Raw genomic sequence first — 17,967 nt, 5'->3', positions numbered from 1 at the left:
ATGAGCGAAAAATACGTCGTCACCTGGGACATGTTGCAGATTCACGCCCGCAAACTGGCAAGCCGTCTGCTGCCGGTTGAACAATGGAAAGGCATCATTGCCGTTAGCCGTGGCGGTCTGGTACCGGGAGCTTTACTGGCGCGTGAACTGGGTATTCGTCATGTTGATACCGTATGTATCTCTAGCTACGATCACGACAACCAGCGCGAACTGAAAGTACTGAAGCGCGCTGAAGGCGATGGCGAAGGTTTCATCGTTATTGATGACCTGGTCGATACCGGCGGCACCGCCGTCGCTATTCGCGAAATGTATCCTAAAGCGCACTTTGTCACCATTTTCGCCAAGCCGGCTGGCCGTCCGCTGGTTGATGATTATGTGGTTGATATCCCGCAGGATACCTGGATTGAACAGCCGTGGGATATGGGCGTCGTCTTCGTCCCGCCAATCGCTGGCCGTTAATTCCCGCCAATAGTGAATAATTACCACGCCCGGTTATGCCGGGCGTGGTTTTTTTTACCCTGACGCAGGTTACAATAGCGAAAGCAGCAACATGATGGAGGCGGCACATGTCACAGGCTAACCTTAGCGAAACGTTGTTTAAACCCCGATTCAAATACCCGGAAACCTCAACGCTGGTCCGTCGGTTTTCCTCCGGCCAGCATCAGGGCATGCAGACCGCTCTGAGCGGTAATCACGTCGATCACTGGTATCGCTTAATTAATCGCCTGATGTGGATCTGGCGCGGCGTCTCGCCGCAGGAGATATGGGATGTCCAGGCGCGTATCGTGATGAGCGATGCCGAGCGCTCCGACCCGGAGCTCTACGATACGGTGATCGGCTATCGCGGCGGCAACTGGGTGTATGAGTGGACTAAACAAGCGATGATGTGGCAGCAAAAGGCGACCCAGGAAACCGATCCTCTGGTGAGCGGTCGCCACTGGCTGCACGCCTCCAACCTCTATAGCATCGCCGCCTACCCGCATATCAAGGGCGATGGATTAGCCGATCAGGCGCAGACGTTGGCCAATCGGGCCTATGAAGAGGCGGCGCAACGCCTGCCGGGCGAGCTGCGTGAACTGGAGTTCGCTATCCCCGGCGGCGCCCCGGTGACGGGCTTCCTGCATATGCCGAAAGGCGAAGGCCCGTTCCCGACGGTGCTGATGTGCGGCGGTCTGGATTCGCTGCAAACCGATTATTACAGCCTGTATGAGAAGTATTTTGCCCCGCTGGGTATCGCCATGCTGACGCTGGACATGCCGTCCATCGGTTTCTCAACCAAGTGGACGCTGAGCCAGGACACCAGCATGCTGCATCAGTACGTGCTGCAGCATCTGCAGAATGTCCCCTGGGTTGATCATACCCGGGTGGCGGCATTTGGTTTCCGCTTCGGCGCCAATATTGCGGTTCGTCTGGGGTATCTGGAATCGCAGAGACTGAAGGCGGTGGCCTGTCTGGGGCCGGTGGTGCATAACCTGCTGGTGGATCCGCAGCTGATGGCGCGGGTGCCGGAGATGTTCCTCGATGTGCTGGCATCGCGTCTTGGTATGCACGATGCTTCTGACGAAGCGCTGCGTGTCGAACTTAACCGTTATTCATTAAAAACTCAGGGCTTGCTGGGCCGCCGTTGCCCTACGCCGATGCTCTCCGGCTACTGGAAAGACGATCCCTTTAGCCCCGAAGAGGAGTCGCGGTTAATCACCTCGTCTTCGTCGGATGGGAAGCTGCTTGAGGTACCGTTTAAGCCGGTTTACCGTAATTTCGATCACGCATTGCGTCAGATCGCCCGCTGGATCAATCATAGATTTAGTTAATATATTGCTAAATTTTATTGGTTTGGTAAAACAGTTGCATCACTAAAGGAGATCGCAATGACGTTACCGAGTGGACACCTGAAAAGTAAGCTGATTAAAAAATTCACGGCGCTAGGCCCCTATATCCGTGAAGGGCAGTGTGAAGAGAACCGCTTTTTTTTCGACTGCCTGGCAGTTTGCGTCAACGTTAAACCAGCGCCGGAGAAGCGGGAATTCTGGGGCTGGTGGATGGAAATGGAAGCACAGGAATCTCGTTTCACTTATAGCTACCAGTTCGGCCTGTTTGATAAAGAGGGCAACTGGCAAGCGGTCGCCATCGACGATCCTGAGGTTCGCGAAAGACTCGAAAAAACGCTGCGTGAGTTCCACGAGCGCGCCGCGGCGCTGCTGACGACGTTCAATCTGAAACTCGAACCGGCTGACGATTTCAGCGAACCGGTTCGCCTGCGCGCGTAAGCTCTACTTTTGGCATCCGCTTTCTGCTGTGGGAAGCGGATGACCGCCAACGATCATTCTGGTCATCAGGTCACGGCGCTTCAGCCGTTATTCCTGCGCTTCGCGATGAGTTGACAACACCCGGAACGGCTGGCCGACCACTACCTGACCGGCGGCCAGATCTTTCGTCACCACGGTCCCCGCGCCAATTTTAACATTATCACCCAACGTCACCGGGCCGATGACCACCACGTGGGCGCCGAACTCGACGTTATTGCCAATTACCGGGCTTGCCCCTTCGCGGCCTTCGCTATCCGTCAGGCTGCCGATGGTGGCCCCCTGACGCAGAATACAGTTTTCACCGATGACGGTGCCGCGGTTGAGAACAATGCAGTGCGGATGATATAGCTTCAACCCGTAGCCGATCCGCGTCTGCCAGGGGAGTTCGACGCAAAACAGACACTCGTTAATCAGTTTATTGAGAATAACGAATGGAATGCCGAGCAGCTTGTAAAACGGGTTGCGGCTGCGATACAGCGTCGCGAGGCGATAGAGCAGAATCGCGATTTTCGCCTTCATACTGCCGGTATGTTTGATCTCTCGGCGGACCTGACTGATGGCATTAGGCATGAATTCTCCGTTTACTTAAGGGAAAAGGTGGTCAGTTGATACCAGCCGTCGGCGGTTTTGCCCTGGTTGGCCAGCAGCAGCCGCGGCTTGCCCTGGGCATCGGTGATGGCGGTCTGCAGCGCGTAATCGCCGGCGGGCAGCGAGGCAGGTAGCGTCAGAGTGACAGTGCTTTGCATTTCCCCCGGCAGCCAGCGGCGCACGTCATCCTGGGTTTTTACCTGGGTAACCGTGGCGCCGGTGGCGTTGACCACCCGCCATTGTACCGGGTAGAACAGGTAGGCCGGGGCGACGCCATCATTACGCCAGGTAACACTGACCGCTAACGGCTTACCAGCCTTAACCGGCGTTTCGAAGGCGAGTTTGTTGACCCGGAAACGGTAGCCGATTCGCAGTAAGGCTTTATCGACAATATCGCGGTATTCCGCCGGAATCGGTCGCGATTTCAGGTTCAGGCTGCTGGCGTGTTGCTGCAGCGCCCAGTCGAAGGTGGCCTGCACCTCTTCACGCGTGTAGTGCTGTACGCTCTGCCATTCGCTCATATAGCCGCAGATCTCAAGGCTGACGGGCGCCCGTTTCCAGCTATCGACAAACCCCGGCGCCGCGACCTGAGCGGCGGCCAGACGCTGCGGATAATCATCGCGCATATGGCTCCACTCGCTGGAGAAGTTATGCCAGTCGCCCCAGCAGTCCGCCCGCCAGCCCGCGCCGCGGCGGCTGGCCCAGGCCAGCGAATCGCCGCCGCTAATCAGCATGACTTTCGGCGTTTTCGGGAAGCTATCGAAATGCATATCAACATAGCGATTGAGCTGCTCCGGCGTGTACTTCTCCATTAACGGTGGAATCTCGCTAAAGTTGGAGTTGTGCCATTCGCCCCAAGAGCCGACCATGCCGATATCGATAAAGGCCAGTTCCGGATTGCCGTCATAGCGCTGACCGAGGGCATTCAGCAGTTTCTGCGCATAGGCGATAAAAGTTGGATCGCTGAGATCCGGCACGAAGGTTTTGCCGTCGGCGACCCACTGTCCTTTGATCCCTTTGGCGATCAGCCAGTCGGGAATTTTCGATCCCGTTTGCGGATCGTCAAGCGCCATCACCCTCAGGCCGACGTTCATGGCTGGCTGATGGTTGGCGGCGACGCTAAAGGCGTTATCGATCGGGGCGAAATTGTAGACCCCTTCCTGTGGTTCCAGCTCGCTCCAGTAGAAGCGATCGTACTCAAAACCCGTATCGGGATACTCGGCGCGGGTTGGTTTTTCACCATAGCCATCATGAAAGCTGGCGACGCCGATGCCCGGATTGGTGAGCAGACCGTCGAATGGGGGCGGGGTGATGACCGTGGTTTGCGCGCTAACGGACGCTGACGCCAGCGTGCTGGCCAGCAGCAGGGCGCGAAACAGAGGAGCGCTACGCAAAGATGATATCGCCATACTCAATTCACTTTGTCATGTGGTCATGAAGATTAACAAACCACGTCCAGATACCGACGTGGAAATTTTTAAATACATCAATGCCTAATGCTGATTTGAGCATATAGAGCGCCAGCAGGATCGACAGCAGGGCGAATACCACGCCAAGCGTAATCAGCAGAGTCGCGAAGATGCGTCCGAACAGGGTGCTTTCGCGCGAAACTTTGCGTAGATCCCGGCCAAAAAGAAACACCACAAAATAGCGGCGATGCAGGAACGGAAAGCTGTGGCGAAAATCGATGCGATGGCGTGACGCCAGGTTGGCGCGCACCAGCGCCTGCTCGATTCCCCGTTTCTGCTCCGCGGTTAATGAGGTTTCCACCTCCTGGTCAAGCGCGGCATAAAAGCGCTCGACCACCAGTTCAGCTGTAGATTTCGGCACGAGTAACCTGCTTACGTTAAGCGCTGATAGACTTGCGCGGTTTGCGCGGCAATTTCCGGCCAGCGGTACTTCGGCATAAACTCACCGTAATCCGCTTTTTCTCCTGCGACCCACTGCTGCAGTTTCTGCGTCAGGGCCGGAACGTTGCCGACGGGAAAGTAGTCCGCTGGCGGCAGACCAATTTCAAGGTTGGCCGGAATGTCGCTGACCACCACCGGCAGCGACCACGACATGGCTTCCAGCAGCGCGATTGGTAATCCTTCATGATAAGAGGGCAGCACGAATAGCCCGGCCTGCGAGAACAGCGTATGCAGCGGCGCGCCGCTGATAAAGCCGGTGAGGATGACGTTTGGCGTGGCGGCCGCCTGTTGCTTCAGGCGCTCGCTATATTCATCGGCGTGGTCGGCATCGCCAATGAGCACCAGCGGTACCGAACACCCGGCGACGGCATAGGCGGCAACGAGATCGTGCAGTCCTTTCTCTTCGACAAAACGGGCCACGGCAACGATATACTGGCCCGGTTTTAAACCGTATTTATCGAGGATCTCCGCCTGCCGATCCGCGGGCGGCAGTTCGACCTGGCGTACGCCGTTGTAGATAACGTGGGCGTTATGTCGTCCATGCTCGTGCTTAATCAGATTATTGATGACCTCGGAAATGACGATTACTTCATTGGCGTATTTCACCGCCCATTTTTCGCCAAGGCGCAGCATCTCTTTGGCCATCTTGCCCCATTTCTGCCGATCGTAATCCGGGCCGTGATGGGTAAAGACGACGCGTTTTCCCAACAGACGCAGCAACGGCACCACCAGGCCGGGGCCAACGGCGTGAACGTGAACCACGTTGGAGCCGTCGAATAAGGTACTGAACGCCGCCAGCGTCGAGTGAATAATAGCCTCGAATTTACGGCTTTTCGGCGCCCACAGGCTCTTGAGTTTAACGCCCTGATATTCGCTGCGGCGGTAGTTCACATACGGCGAGCGGGCGATCACGCAGACTTCCGCACTGCCCTGGCGATAGATTTCTGGGTATAAATTCTGGCAGTGCGTTTCGACGCCGCCCTGCACATCGGGGATCCCGCGAGTGCCTAATACCGTGACGTTGATGGTCATTTTTTCTCCCCGACAAGTTGCTGATAAAGCGCCTGCAGCACCTGCATGTGGCGGGCGAGATCGTATTTTTCTTCCAGCCGCCGGCGGGCGTTAATTCCCATATTGCGGGCCAGCTCAGGGTCTGCAGCCAGTTTGTCCATCAGTTGCGCCAGCGCGTCGCTATTGCCGGGTTCAACCAGATAGCCGTCGACGCCGTCACGGATCTGTTCCGGGATACCGCCAATATTGCCGCCGATCACCGGGCGGCCAAAAGCCATGGCTTCGAGCACCGACATGGAGCAGTTTTCATAATATTCAGAGGGTACGACTACCGCGCGGGCCCCGCGAATAAGGTTATTCAGCTCCTCGCCGTGTTTCATATAGCCGAGGAACTGCGGGCCGCTGAAACGCGCGCGCAGGTCTGCGCCCAATGGGCCGTCGCCGACAATCTTAAGCGGCATCGCCTCCCGCATTTTTTGCTGCGCCTGCGCCAGCGTCGGCACGCCTTTTTCCCGGCTCAGGCGGCCAATATAGAGAAAATAGTCGCCTGCGGTGTCGCCGGGCACGGTGCTGTCGGCATCGATACCGTTGACGATCACTTCAATGCGGGCGTCGGGCAGCTTACGCAGCAGGGTCTGGCGCATAAACTCGCTCGGGGCGATGATACAGTCGAGCATGGCGTAATTCCTGGCGAACTTCTGCCAGTAGGCTTCCAGCGACAGTAGTAGGCTTTTAAAAGTATCGCCCTGCTGGCAGCGGTGACGAAAGGCGTTGATCACCGACCCGGTGAGACACTCTTCGCAGACATGACCATCTCGCAGCATGGTGTAGGAAGGACAGACGATTTTGTAATCGTGGGCGGTGAGTACCGTTTTGCAGCCAAAGCGTTTCGCCACGCCGATAACGGCAGGCGTAAGCTGATGATAAATATTATGAAAATGAACAATATCCGGCCGCTCGCGCAACAAAAGCGTGTTGAGCTTCGCGCAGGCCTCGGCATTATAAATAAAGTCCACCCCGGCTTTGATTTTGCTCATCAGGCCGTGACTGTCGTGATAATCGACGTTATGGACGAAAAATTCCTCCCACGGCGACGGTTTATTTTCCGCGTGCTGCATGCTGAAGTCGACCACCTGGTAGCCGGCTTGCAGCATCGCGTCGCGCTCCTGAAAATAAACGGTTTCCGCGCCGCCTTTGATAAAGAAGAATTTGTTAACGAAGAGAATTTTCATTTTCAGTATCAATATGCTGTGGATTCGAGACGGTCACCGCCGGGCGTTTCATCGGATCGCGCACGGAATTAATCACCCCGCGCAGCAGCCCCGCTGAAAATAGCGATAAGTTAATGGCGCTCTGCACGCCATCGCGCAGCGATTTATTTTTGATGGCCTTCAGAGCGATAAACGCCAGCAGCGGCAGCAGGGCAATGGCGATAACCTTGCCATTGAAGGTCAGCAGGCAGATCAGTAAGACCAGAAGATAGAGGGTGAAGATCAGCTCATTACGTACAATCCGCAGCGCCGCCGGGAAATGGGCTTTACCCCAGCAGTTTCGGAGCAACTCGCCCGGCGCCCACAGGAAACCGTTTTTCCAACGGTAGGCCAGCATTTTAAAGGTCGGCATGGTGTAAGAGGCGTGGCTAAAGTAGGGCGCCGCCAGGCGATGCAGCTTGTAACCTGCGGCCTGTAAACGAATGCCCAGCTCCGCTTCTTCGTAGCCGTGCAGGTTGAGGTTGGTCAAATAGCCGATTTTCTCGATCGCTTCACGACGATACAGGCCGCCGCCGCCCAGATGATCGGTGTCGCCCTGCGGATAGATCAGATGCAGGCGCTGCTTGCGCGATTTGAACTCGTAGTTCGAGGCATCATCCATCTCGACGCTGCCGGCGACTCCGGCGTACTCCGGATGCGTCTCCAGGAATTCGACCGCGGTATCGAGAAAACCCGGCTCCAGCTCCATATCGCCATCCAGCAGCAGCAGATAATCGCCTTCGCTATAGAGCCAGCCCAGCTGGTGGCCGATACCGCAGCAGCGGTCGGCGGCGTTATCCAGGCACACCACCATCGCGCCTTTCGCGATAGCCAGTTCGCGGGTGTTATCCGTTGATAAGCTGTCGGCGACGATGATTTGATGTGGGTACGGTTGCAGCTGTTTGCGCACGCTATCGATGGTTTTTTCGATGCCCTGCGCTTCATTCAGAGTCTTGATGCTGACGGTAATTGATGGCGTTTTATTCATAGTGGGTACCGGAGTTAAGACGGACAGCGCGGTGGATGACAATCAGCGCCCCGAGGGCTAACCATAATAAAAACTGTAGCATGGGAATGATCATCAGGATCTGGCTGTACGGCAGGCTGAGCAGACAGCCGATGACAAAAACGTAGAACGCCGGCGCCGAGCTAAGGAGTTGCAGATCCTCAAGCTTGAGATCGTGGCGCGAAAAGGTCTCTTTCGGCCGCATGGCGACCAGGATGGAGGCGATGGTGCCAATGAACAGAATGATGCCGATAATCCCCACTTCCCACAGCAGCATGCTTAAAGCGGTGGAGTCGAGGATCAGGTGATACCAGGCGCCGATATAGCCCGGCGAGACGGTACTGCCGCTGTTGGTGGCGTTAAGGCCGTAACCAAACAGCATGCCGCCCGGGCCGAACAGTTCGTTATGCTGCAGCCAGAAGAAGAGGGTGGTAAAACGCCCCAGTTCGCCGCTTGGCATAATGTAGTTAGTATCAAAAATATAGCCCAGCGAATCGATAAATACCGATAGCGCGCTTTTGGTCGGGTCGCCGCCGAAGGCCGAGGAATAGTTGGAGGCCAGCACGGTAATGGCGACAAAAATTAATAGCGCCATGCCGGCGGCGATGATCAGCAGCGATCGCAGGCTAACTTTACTCACGCCGCTTACGTAGCCTGGCAGGATCCACAGGAGGGCCAGCAGGAACGGCGACAGCAGAATGACGAATTTTACTTCCCCCACCACGCAGAGGAAGAAACCCAGCGCGATGTGGATCACCAGCGATTTAAATGAGCAGATGCCGTGCTTAAACTCCGATACTTTCATGAGCATGATCAGCAGACAGAACATCCCCATCGCCGCGGTGTTGCCGCCGCCCATCGGGTCGCCGCCGAAAGTGCCGACCACCGAGTCCCATTTCTCATCTTCGCCGCGAAACGCCACCCGTTTAGGCACCACGAAAATCACCTGATAGATAGCGACCGGGATCTGCACATAGTAGATCCAGTAGAAAAGCCGCGTCAGACGATACAGTTGTGATTCACTAAACATCCCCAGCAGCATGCAAAACATCAGTAGCGACAGCGCCAGCTCGTTTTTAAAGCCGACGATGGCGGTGACGACCCCTGACTGCAGTACCGTTGAGACCAGCCCGAGTACGATAAAGGTCAGATACAGCGCCAGAATCAGCTTTTCCCGCCCGGTGAGCGCCAGCGGCTGCGGGCGGCTCTGCATCAGGAGCAGCACCGCCATCACCAGCACCAGAAAGAAAGGCAGCCACAGCACGGCCGCGATACCGGTGAAATACTGGACCGTACCGCAGAACACCAGCGTCATCAGGGCATAGGCTTCGAGATAGCGGCCGGTGTTTAGCTGCATATTTTCTGCTCCTGCAGCGAAAGCGTTTTCGCCCGCTGATTCATTTTGAGCAAAATGAATAAGTAACGCGCGAAGGTCAGGAACGAGAAGGCCAGCAGGGCGATTTCATAACTGACGCCAAAGTACGGCAAGGCGATGAAGGCGATGACGATAATCAGTAACTGCTCAATCTGAATGCGCAGGAAGTAGCGCCGGGAGCCGAAGATCAGTTCGATCACCGTCAGCGGGCTGACCGCCAGCGCGGCGAACAGATAAGGCAGCATGTAGCGCGAGGTGGGGATCGAATTCAGCCACTCCTCGCTAAAGCCAAGGCGCATCACCAGCGGATAGAAAATCCAGATACCAAGGATGCACACCGCGGCGGCGCCCAGCAGCAGCAGGCGAACCTTTTTATATTCCGGATAGTTAAAGGTGTGGTTACGAAAATCCATCGACCATTTAGAAAAGATGGAGTTGCGCACGGCGTTACCGATAATCATCACCGGCGACAGGCAGAAACGGCTGACCACCGAAAAGTAGCCGGCGACCAGCGGCGAGAACCAGATGTTAATCAGCATCGTCGGCAGGTTATTACTGGCCATCGCCAGCACCTCGGCGCTGCCGACGCGGCTAATATGCTGCCAGTGCTCGCGTAAAAAACGCAGATTCGTGGCAATCGAAAAGTGGCGCAGCGTTAAGCTTTTGAAGTTAAACAGGCGAATCAGGCAGGCGATCAATAGCAGCAGGATCCCGACCATCCACGCCAGATAAAACAGCGTTGGGTTGGGCATTACCAGCAGCGCAATGGCCACGACCAGCGACACCGCAATGCGCTGGAAAGTCAGGAAAGGATAGTTGCCGCCGCGCAGGGAAAGGTTTTCCGCCACCAGCACTAGCGCATAGCCAAAAGTCAGCAAATAGAGAAACGCAATGTTAAGTTCGAAGATAAGCCCGGTAATGACCGCCCAGGGGAGGGCCATCACCAGGCTCTGCAGCAGGCAGAACACCACGTTTTGCCCAAGCTCGTGATCCTCCTGACGGGGGATTAGCAACTGCGAGGCAAAGGTACAAACCTGCGCGCCGATCAGCACATTGCTGTAGATCATCGCGTAATGGCCGACCTCCGCCATCCCGTAGCGATGAGAGATAAGCCAGACCGAAAAGGCGCCGATCAGCTGCGAAAGCACCGATGAACTGGCGATGGATGAAATACTCTTAATCAGATTCATAGGCGCTATTTCGGAGCAATGAGTTCGCGCATCTGGCGCTCAAGCAGGCGTTTACCTTCCTGCGTTTCCAGATGTTCTTCGCGCACCTGGTTGAGCACGTTTGCCACCCGGCTATTGCCCGCGCTCTGCAGACGTTGTTCCGCTTTACGGATCCGCGGAGCCAGCTCGCCGGCCTTCACCACCAGCAGAGTCATATCGCTTTGTGCCGCCAGCAGCAGACTATCCTGCGCCTGATTGAGCGCCGGAGCGTCGATGATTAGCGTATCGTAAGTCTGATGCAACGTTGCCAGCAGCGCCGGCAGGCGTTCAGAGGTGAGCAACAGCAGCGAAGAGTCGCTGAGTTTGCCGCGAGGCATAAAGTCCAGCTGATCATCCAGTTTGACGACGGACTGCTCCGGCAAGCACTCGCCGTTCAACAGTTGGCTGAAGCCCGCTGTATGCAGAGGAAATTTCGCCGATAATCCCTGAGTGGCCAGGTAGTCGAGGTCAATCAGCAGCGTTTTACGCGATTTGCTGGCTGAGCAGGCCAGCAGTTCGGCAATAAACGAACTGCCGGAACGGGATTGCACCGAAGTCACCAGGATGGTGGCGGGTTTATCGCGCTGATTGAGCAACGCCAGCCGTAGGCTGTGGATCATATCGGCGTAGAGCACGTTATGGAAAATCTGCTGCGCGTTTTCCAGATGCGTCAGGAGCGGAAATTCGCCGCTGGCCTCGAGGGCGGTTTTCGCTTTGAGCTCGCTGAGGCTATTCACCGTTTTATCCAGCGCGGTACTGACGATCAGGTACATGATATACAGCGCCAGCGCCATCAGGGTAATCATCACGATCAACAGGCCGCGCTGGGGTTTAGACGGACGGTCCGGCGGCACGGCGGCGTCGTAAATGACTTCATCCGCTACCGAGAAGGTCTCCGACAATTTCTGCTCGTTAGCGCGCTGGTACAGCGACTTATAAAGCTCTTCGGTTTTATTCAGCGCGGTGGTCATGGTGTTGTACTGGTCGCGCTTGGCGCCGAGCGCCTGGAAATCAGCCTTCTGATCGTTGAGCATTTTTTGGTATTGCTGCTCATCGTCGAGGGCAATTTGATACTGCTGGCGCAGGCCGTTAAACAGCTCGCCCAGCACCTGGCCAAGCTGGGCATTGACCGCCTGCAGCTGCGCCTGAGCCTGCAGATATTTCGGATGCTGCGGGCCGTAGTGTTTGGCCGCTTCGGAAAGATTGCGCCGCGTCTGGATGAGCGCAATGCGTAAATCCTGCACCTGCGGATGGCCAGAGATTTCCGGCAGCGAGATAATCTGTTCTACCGGTTTACCCTGCTGGCGACGGACCTTGTCCCATACCGTCTGCGCTTTCAGACGACGCTGGGTGGCGTCGGCCAGATGGTTAATCACAATCCCCAGCCGCTCGGTCTCATAACCATCCATGCTGCGGAAGGTTAGTAATCCGTTCTGCTTGAGGAAGTTATCGATGTCCGCCTTCTGCTGATCCATTTTGGTTTTCAGGTCGTCCATCATTTTTTCGTTCCAGCCCTGCGCCTGAAGCAAGGTATTTTGCTTCTGCTGCAGGCTGTAATCGATGAAGGCCTGGGCGACGCCGTTGGCGATATCGGCGGCTTTCTGCGGTGATTTCGCTTCCATCGATACGGCAACCAGCTGGGTGGTGCGCACGCCGGAAATGGTCAGGTTTTTTTGCAGCGCCTGAATGGCATTATTGATGCGCGCGGCTTCATCAAGATTATCGCCGCCGTTAAATTCGCTATCTTGCTCCAGCTTTAATTTACGCACCGCGGCATCGAGCACTACTCGTGACCCCATTAACGCATACTTGGTCTCGTAGTAATCGCTGCGCGTGGAATCGTAGTTTTCCAGCCGCGGCAGAGGAGAGACGTCCTGCGACTGCGCTTTGAACAGCACGGTAGCGGTCGCCGTGTAGCTGGAGGACATAAAGCGCGTCAGAATAAATGACGCCACGGCGGCGACAATCACCACCGCCAGGCACCAGATAAGCTTGTGCTTAATTTTGTTGAAATAAGGCGTGAAGTCGATAAAGCCTTCTTTCTTTTTCGCGTTTTCGACCAGTGAAATTGCCATATCAGAAGAAACTCATGCCAATAATGATGGTATCTCCTGCCTGCACGGAGGAGTCGGCGGCGACATTATCCAGCAGCCTTCCGCCGCGGGCCTGTCGAATTTGAATATCATGACGGTCGGCACGGTCGGTAAAACCGCCGGCCAGGGCGATGGCTTTTTCCGCCGTTAAACCCGGCTCCCAGGCATATCCATCCGGTTTTTTCACTTCACCGAGCAGATAAACTTTGCGGTATTCGGCGATGCTCACCGTGACCATCGGCGCCTGTAGGTAGTTACCGCGCAGTTTATCGGCGATTTCATTACTCACCTGTTCAGGCGTTTTGCCTTTTAACAGCAGCGATCCGATATAGGGGTAATCAATGCTGCCGCTATTATCGATTTTTACCCGCATCGTCAGATCCTGCTCCCCCGAGACCGCGATATTCACTTCATCGCCCTGGTCCAAAAGGTAGACGGCGTCCGGCGGCGTTTTAATGGTCTGCGGCGGCGTCGAACAGCCCGCCAGCAGTAGCGCCAGCAGTGGAAGCATCGCCAGGGTCCTGTTTAAAAAGGTCATAGTTGTACCTGCGTCATAAAAATAATGGCCGAATCGTCGTAGCCCAGGGTGCGGTCAACCGCATGCGAGTAGTCCGGGCCAATATAAAAAGTGTCCGTATCTTTATTTGAGTGCATGGTGTTCCATTGCAGCTTCAGCTTAAAGTTAACCGATGGTCGGAAATCATAGTTAAAGGTCAGCGACAGCAGATTGGACTTATCTTTGCGCTTATTACTCTGATGCTTATAGTCTTCGGTGATATATGAATAATCGACCAGAGTTGAGAAACGATCCACCAGCCAGTGATGTTCATAGCCGACGCCGAAATTCGACACCAGGATATAGCCGCCGGAGTCGGTGGGGTCTTTGATGCGCTGGGAGCTGTGTAGATTAACTTTCATTTGCTCCAGCGGTTTCCAGTCGGCGTTGATATCCCAGTTCAGGCCGTTAAAACCCTGCGAGTCCGGGTTATGGATAAAGTCTTTGTAGAGCCAGGCGACGTTACCGTTAATCTCCGTTTTACCCGACAGGCGATTCTTCATGCCGACTAGCAGATAATACTCATTGCTGTCTTTTAACGGGTTCAGCTCGTAGCGGCGCTGGTTGGTGATAAAGCTATAGCGATAGCGCAGCGTTTTGGCTTTCTGGTCGAACAGTTCGGCCACCAGGCTGTTTTCATGCCACTCCTGATCGTGCATGTAATAATTAAAGTCATCGCTGGCGTCTTTGATGCTGTCGAGGTTGCGAAAGCGCAATTGTTTATGCAATAGCGCGACTTCAACTTTACCGCGGCCTTCCGGCGCGCCGTAGCTGTAACGCAGCTCGCTGTTAAAGAAACGGGTGCCGATCGGCTTGTTGATGCCAAACTCTTTAAACTGCTCGGGCAAAAAGCCTTCGGTGGTGTCGCGGCCGCGCTCTTCATGACCCAGCGTCTCATTGAGATCCAGCGACAGCCCGTGCATGCTGCCAAATCGCCATTTGCCGTTAAACATAAAAAAATGGTTGTTGCGATTATCCGCGCTATCGTTGCCATAGTTGCGGTAATCGCCGGAATACATCAACAGGTAGCAGTCTTCATAACGTTCGCCGATGGCTTTGACGATAGGTTTAATATTCTGGTAGCTGGAACCGATTTTATTTTGGTCGTAGCGCTGCCAGGTCACGTTGTCATCGTAACCGATGTCATAACCCAACTGGCTCTCGAAATCGATGCCGGCAACCCCGGTATGCGGTTTTGCCTGCAGGTCGGCGTGTGCGTAAGGCACAGACAGCAAACCGGCCAGAACGGCGAACCTAGAACGCATTTTTGCCAACAAAGCCCCGGAAGAAAGTCAAAAAGACGATTTTGAGATCGAGGAACAGCGACCACGACTGGATGTAGGCCAGATCGTACTGAATTCGCTTCTCCATTTTGTCCAGCGTGTCGGTCTCGCCGCGGAAGCCGTTAATCTGCGCAAGCCCCGTGATCCCTGGTTTAACCTTATGGCGAATCATGTAGTTCTCCACCAGCACGCGATACTGCTCGTTATGCGCCACCGCGTGCGGGCGCGGGCCGACGATCGACATCCGCCCCTGAAGCACGTTGAAAAACTGCGGCAGTTCATCCAGTGAGGTTTTACGCAAAAAAGCGCCGAATTTGGTGATGCGCGGATCGTTGCGGGTCGCCTGAGTGACCACGGCGCTATTTTCCATGACCCGCATGGTCCTGAATTTCCACACTTCTATTTGCTTGCCGTTGAGGCCATAACGATTCTGTTTAAATAAAATCGGCCCCGGCGAGGTGAGCTTGATACCAATCGCCACGAACAGCATCGCCGGCAGGCTAATTAAGGTAAAGAAAGAGCCGAGAATGATATCTTCGATACGCTTGATGATCGCCCCTTCGCCATCAAAAGGCGAAGTGAAGATACTGATAGTCTGCAGATTGCCGAACATGCGCAGCTGGGAAATATGCGAGCTGTAAGAGAATAGATCCGGTACCAGGAATACATCGACGGTCGTATCAGAGAATTCATTAAGAAACTGCTTAATACGCTGCTGTGCAACCATGGGGAGCGCGATATAAATTTCATCAACGCCGCCTGTCTTCGCCAGGGCCAGCAGATCGCGCGAGTTACCTTTTCTTTCAATACTCATCAACCGGCTATCGCGATGGTTGTTGCGGTCTTCAAAATAGCTGATGATGATACCGCGCTGTGAGTACTCTTTTTGTAAAGCCTGCTCGATGGCCAGGCCTGCGGGCGTAATACCAAGAATCGCCACCCGTAACACCGAGTTAAACAGATAATGGGCAGTGATTGCCCGCACCACGAAGACAATCAGAAATATAAATATTGAGCATTTCGCCAGACTGACGGCCAGCGGGATAAAATTAACCACTGGTTGCGTGTTAATTAACCACTCGGCAACGACGAAAAATAAAAATGAAACAATACTGCTTAGGCATACGCTTAATATGAGCGCGGCTGATTTTGCGAAATAGTGGCCTTTAAATTGCCCGGAGTACAATTGAAAATACTCATTAATTCTTATGAATACTAATGAATAGATAATTCCAACGAGCGCGGAAGCGGTAGAGGGTTCGGTGTAAAAATACTTTAAATAGATGAAAATCAAAATGTTGACGGTAAGGAAGTCCAGTAGTTTTATCAACTTGCTATAACGGGAGTGATAAATTTTTATATTGTTATCTGCCATTTTTTGCTCGTTTAAAATGAGTTATTTAAACATCGTTATGCTATTGTTTTTAACTAACTGGAAAGCCTGATAATCATTCACATTTGCAATAAATGGTTATCAATCATCATTGTAGACTATGAGTTGAGTAGTGTCGACAAATCTCAGTTTAAAAATAAAACTGCTTTTTAATGTTCTTTATGAGACTTATTTAAGCGGCAGAGAAAAGTATTACTACCGAAGTATTATGTGTTGTTGAGCGTAAAAGCAGAGAGAAATGCAGGGTGTAGGGTTAATTGCAGGTGAAACAATCGAAAGCGGGAGAGTGAGAATTCTTAGCCCCCGGCCAACTCAAAATGCTGAGTCGCCGGGGCTCTGAAGGGGACCCGACTTTACTTGTACAGTTCCGCGCTCATCGTCACCTTATTCCCCATATGGGCACTGGTGATTTTATAATCAGTCGCATTTAGCTCTTTCGCTTTTTTGGCAATCACCGCTTCAGCGGAGTCAAGCGTATTACCGGTCGCAGTGACGCTATGCGCGGAAGCAGTAAAGGCAAAAAGTGAAAGTGCGGCTGCGGAAAAAAGAGTCGATACGGTTTTCATGTTCATAATCCTGGTAAGTTGTTTCGTTAACGTTGCCCGTTGCAACGTGATGGCGTAAAGGATAGGCCCCGCCCGTTGTCTGAAAAAGACGGCAACGGGCAATAGACTTTTCTTCTTTTGTTCATAAAAGGAATGGCCTGGCCATTCCTAGCAACAATCAGGCGCTAAAGTTATTTTTCAACGCCTGCAGGCCGTCGCGATAAATACCGCTGAACAGCGCTTCGGCATCCGCGTCGCTGACGTTAACCGGCGTGAAGCTGCCGGACCACTCAACGCGGGTGATATTGCTATCGGCAGTTGCCACTACCGCGATCGTGGAGAGGTAATCCACTACCGGGAACGGCGCCTGGATTATCGAGTAGCTATAGCTGCGCTGGCGGTTATCAAACGCCTCCAGACGTTCAATGACCGTGCCGCCATCGGAAGTGGTCAGCGTACGCACGCGTCCTCCTTCGCTCACTACGCTTTTCGGGATGAACGGCAGCCAGTCGGGCAGCGAGTCAAAGCCGCCCATCAGTTGCCAGACCTGGTCGACAGAAGCCGGGATTTCGATAGATACAGTGGTATTAGCCATTTTATTTCTCTCTTTATTGCAGATGATTAGAATTACATTGCCAGGGTGTCGACGACGCCGCCATCGACGCGCAGCGCAGCGCCGGTGGTGGCCGACGAGAGCGGCGAGGCGAGATACACCGCCAGGTTCGCCACTTCGTCGACGTCCGCCGCCCGCTGGATAATCGAGCTTGGACGCGCGATCTTCACAAATTCATCAGCCTGTTCACGCGGGCTGCGGCCAGACTGCGCGGCGGCCTCCGCCAGCATCTCCTGCAAACCTTCGGTGAAGGTGGGGCCGGGCAGAATGGCGTTAACGGTGACGCCGGTACCGGCCAGACGTTTCGCCAGCCCGTGGGAGACCGCAAGGTTGGCGCTTTTGGTCACGCCGTAGTTGATCATGTCGGCAGGAATCGCGACGCCGGATTCCGAGGAGACGAAAATAATGCGTCCCCAGCCGTTGTCGATCATCCCCCGGGCGTAGTGGCGCGACAGCCGCACGCCGGAAAGCACGTTGACGTTATAAAAGTGCATCCACTCGCTATCCGGTACGCTAAAGAAATCTTTATCGTTAAAGATGCCGAGGTTGTTAACCACCACATCAGCATGCGGCTCGGCGGCGAGCAGCGCGCTGACGCCCTCCTCGGTGCTGAGGTCGGCGACCACCCCGCGCAGTTGCGCATCCGGGAGTTCGGCATTAATCGCCGCCATGGCGGTATCAACACCGCGCCGTTGACGGCCGACGATGACCACGGTCGCGCCCGCCTGAGCAAGACCTTTAGCGATGCCAAGCCCGATGCCGGAAGTGGAGCCGCTCACCACGGCGACTTTATGAGTTAGATCCAGTTTCATGGTGTCTCTCTTGTTTTA

18 protein-coding genes are annotated in these 17,967 nt (G+C 54.7%); 3 read left to right on the top strand and 15 right to left on the bottom strand.

The features are described 5' to 3' along the window. The 3 genes from gpt (at position 1) to crl (ending at position 2,267) form a co-directional block, all read left to right on the top strand. Positions 1 to 459: a xanthine phosphoribosyltransferase gene (gene gpt / locus ABLV66_RS20285; protein ID WP_002889733.1), complete on the top strand. Its 459-nt coding sequence runs from the start codon at positions 1 to 3 to the stop codon at positions 457 to 459. A gap of 107 nt (positions 460 to 566) precedes the next feature. After that, positions 567 to 1,811, top strand: a complete 1,245-nt coding sequence (gene frsA, locus ABLV66_RS20280) for an esterase FrsA (RefSeq protein ID WP_045391134.1) — start codon at positions 567 to 569, stop codon at positions 1,809 to 1,811. Positions 1,812 to 1,868: 57 nt separating this feature from the next. Beyond that, entirely contained in the window at positions 1,869 to 2,267 is a 399-nt protein-coding gene (gene crl, locus ABLV66_RS20275) for a sigma factor-binding protein Crl (protein ID WP_045380819.1), read from the top strand. 87 nt (positions 2,268 to 2,354) lie between these two features. Here crl and ABLV66_RS20270 read toward each other — a convergent pair whose 3' ends face one another. From ABLV66_RS20270 to ABLV66_RS20200, 15 genes are all read right to left on the bottom strand, one after another. Further along, complete coding sequence (locus ABLV66_RS20270; RefSeq protein WP_045391132.1) at positions 2,355 to 2,876, bottom strand: serine acetyltransferase; 522 nt, start codon at positions 2,874 to 2,876, stop codon at positions 2,355 to 2,357. An 11-nt stretch (positions 2,877 to 2,887) separates the two neighbouring features. Further along, positions 2,888 to 4,303 (bottom strand): DUF4832 domain-containing protein, encoded by a 1,416-nt coding sequence (locus ABLV66_RS20265; protein ID WP_063414184.1) that lies wholly within the window; start codon positions 4,301 to 4,303, stop codon positions 2,888 to 2,890. A gap of 7 nt (positions 4,304 to 4,310) precedes the next feature. Continuing rightward, a complete protein-coding gene (locus ABLV66_RS20260; RefSeq protein ID WP_015704480.1) occupies positions 4,311 to 4,724 on the bottom strand; it encodes a hypothetical protein in 414 nt (137 codons plus the stop codon). 11 nt (positions 4,725 to 4,735) lie between these two features. Further along, a complete protein-coding gene (locus ABLV66_RS20255) occupies positions 4,736 to 5,836 on the bottom strand; it encodes a glycosyltransferase family 4 protein (protein WP_316423069.1) in 1,101 nt (366 codons plus the stop codon). After that, entirely contained in the window at positions 5,833 to 7,047 is a 1,215-nt protein-coding gene (locus tag ABLV66_RS20250; protein WP_045391124.1) for a glycosyltransferase family 4 protein, read from the bottom strand. The genes ABLV66_RS20255 and ABLV66_RS20250 overlap by 4 nt, the downstream gene beginning before the upstream one ends. Beyond that, on the bottom strand, positions 7,028 to 8,053 hold the full coding sequence (locus ABLV66_RS20245) for a glycosyltransferase family 2 protein (protein WP_045391122.1): 1,026 nt from the start codon (positions 8,051 to 8,053) through the stop codon (positions 7,028 to 7,030). The genes ABLV66_RS20250 and ABLV66_RS20245 overlap by 20 nt, the downstream gene beginning before the upstream one ends. Beyond that, positions 8,046 to 9,428 carry a hypothetical protein gene (locus ABLV66_RS20240; protein ID WP_045391119.1) on the bottom strand — a complete coding sequence of 461 codons (1,383 nt, stop codon included), beginning with the start codon at positions 9,426 to 9,428 and terminating at the stop codon, positions 8,046 to 8,048. The genes ABLV66_RS20245 and ABLV66_RS20240 overlap by 8 nt, the downstream gene beginning before the upstream one ends. Next, complete coding sequence (locus tag ABLV66_RS20235; protein WP_045391116.1) at positions 9,419 to 10,636, bottom strand: lipopolysaccharide biosynthesis protein; 1,218 nt, start codon at positions 10,634 to 10,636, stop codon at positions 9,419 to 9,421. Before ABLV66_RS20235 ends, ABLV66_RS20240 begins: the two co-directional genes overlap by 10 nt. A gap of 5 nt (positions 10,637 to 10,641) precedes the next feature. After that, the gene (locus ABLV66_RS20230) at positions 10,642 to 12,729 is read right to left on the bottom strand and encodes a GumC family protein (protein ID WP_315709411.1); all 2,088 of its coding nucleotides are present in this window, start codon (positions 12,727 to 12,729) and stop codon (positions 10,642 to 10,644) included. 1 nt (position 12,730) lies between these two features. Continuing rightward, positions 12,731 to 13,285 carry a polysaccharide biosynthesis/export family protein gene (locus tag ABLV66_RS20225; protein WP_047046082.1) on the bottom strand — a complete coding sequence of 185 codons (555 nt, stop codon included), beginning with the start codon at positions 13,283 to 13,285 and terminating at the stop codon, positions 12,731 to 12,733. Further along, entirely contained in the window at positions 13,282 to 14,568 is a 1,287-nt protein-coding gene (locus tag ABLV66_RS20220; RefSeq protein WP_348876155.1) for an outer membrane beta-barrel protein, read from the bottom strand. Before ABLV66_RS20220 ends, ABLV66_RS20225 begins: the two co-directional genes overlap by 4 nt. Next, positions 14,558 to 15,961: an undecaprenyl-phosphate glucose phosphotransferase gene (locus ABLV66_RS20215; RefSeq protein ID WP_047046076.1), complete on the bottom strand. Its 1,404-nt coding sequence runs from the start codon at positions 15,959 to 15,961 to the stop codon at positions 14,558 to 14,560. The genes ABLV66_RS20220 and ABLV66_RS20215 overlap by 11 nt, the downstream gene beginning before the upstream one ends. 371 nt (positions 15,962 to 16,332) lie before the next feature. Then, positions 16,333 to 16,545 carry a YdgH/BhsA/McbA family protein gene (locus ABLV66_RS20210; protein WP_045391105.1) on the bottom strand — a complete coding sequence of 71 codons (213 nt, stop codon included), beginning with the start codon at positions 16,543 to 16,545 and terminating at the stop codon, positions 16,333 to 16,335. A gap of 157 nt (positions 16,546 to 16,702) precedes the next feature. Beyond that, positions 16,703 to 17,119 (bottom strand): SRPBCC family protein, encoded by a 417-nt coding sequence (locus tag ABLV66_RS20205; RefSeq protein ID WP_045391102.1) that lies wholly within the window; start codon positions 17,117 to 17,119, stop codon positions 16,703 to 16,705. 32 nt (positions 17,120 to 17,151) lie between these two features. Next, complete coding sequence (locus ABLV66_RS20200) at positions 17,152 to 17,949, bottom strand: SDR family NAD(P)-dependent oxidoreductase (RefSeq protein WP_047046073.1); 798 nt, start codon at positions 17,947 to 17,949, stop codon at positions 17,152 to 17,154. Positions 17,950 to 17,967 lie beyond the last annotated feature (18 nt).

This window comes from Klebsiella sp. CN_Kp073, assembly GCF_040065495.2.
GTDB classification, from domain to species: Bacteria; Pseudomonadota; Gammaproteobacteria; order Enterobacterales; family Enterobacteriaceae; genus Klebsiella; species Klebsiella aerogenes.
This window is presented reverse-complemented; position numbering and strand designations above follow the sequence as displayed.

Coding starts and splice junctions, on each gene's coding strand:
- gpt (WP_002889733.1), top strand. CDS start 1: ATGAGCGAAAAATACGTCGTCACCTGGGACATGTTGCAGATTCACGCC.
- frsA (WP_045391134.1), top strand. CDS start 567: ATGTCACAGGCTAACCTTAGCGAAACGTTGTTTAAACCCCGATTCAAA.
- crl (WP_045380819.1), top strand. CDS start 1,869: ATGACGTTACCGAGTGGACACCTGAAAAGTAAGCTGATTAAAAAATTC.
- ABLV66_RS20270 (WP_045391132.1), bottom strand. CDS start 2,876: ATGCCTAATGCCATCAGTCAGGTCCGCCGAGAGATCAAACATACCGGC.
- ABLV66_RS20265 (WP_063414184.1), bottom strand. CDS start 4,303: ATGGCGATATCATCTTTGCGTAGCGCTCCTCTGTTTCGCGCCCTGCTG.
- ABLV66_RS20255 (WP_316423069.1), bottom strand. CDS start 5,836: ATGACCATCAACGTCACGGTATTAGGCACTCGCGGGATCCCCGATGTG.
- ABLV66_RS20250 (WP_045391124.1), bottom strand. CDS start 7,047: ATGAAAATTCTCTTCGTTAACAAATTCTTCTTTATCAAAGGCGGCGCG.
- ABLV66_RS20245 (WP_045391122.1), bottom strand. CDS start 8,053: ATGAATAAAACGCCATCAATTACCGTCAGCATCAAGACTCTGAATGAA.
- ABLV66_RS20240 (WP_045391119.1), bottom strand. CDS start 9,428: ATGCAGCTAAACACCGGCCGCTATCTCGAAGCCTATGCCCTGATGACG.
- ABLV66_RS20235 (WP_045391116.1), bottom strand. CDS start 10,636: ATGAATCTGATTAAGAGTATTTCATCCATCGCCAGTTCATCGGTGCTT.
- ABLV66_RS20230 (WP_315709411.1), bottom strand. CDS start 12,729: ATGGCAATTTCACTGGTCGAAAACGCGAAAAAGAAAGAAGGCTTTATC.
- ABLV66_RS20225 (WP_047046082.1), bottom strand. CDS start 13,285: ATGACCTTTTTAAACAGGACCCTGGCGATGCTTCCACTGCTGGCGCTA.
- ABLV66_RS20220 (WP_348876155.1), bottom strand. CDS start 14,568: ATGCGTTCTAGGTTCGCCGTTCTGGCCGGTTTGCTGTCTGTGCCTTAC.
- ABLV66_RS20215 (WP_047046076.1), bottom strand. CDS start 15,961: ATGGCAGATAACAATATAAAAATTTATCACTCCCGTTATAGCAAGTTG.
- ABLV66_RS20210 (WP_045391105.1), bottom strand. CDS start 16,545: ATGAAAACCGTATCGACTCTTTTTTCCGCAGCCGCACTTTCACTTTTT.
- ABLV66_RS20205 (WP_045391102.1), bottom strand. CDS start 17,119: ATGGCTAATACCACTGTATCTATCGAAATCCCGGCTTCTGTCGACCAG.
- ABLV66_RS20200 (WP_047046073.1), bottom strand. CDS start 17,949: ATGAAACTGGATCTAACTCATAAAGTCGCCGTGGTGAGCGGCTCCACT.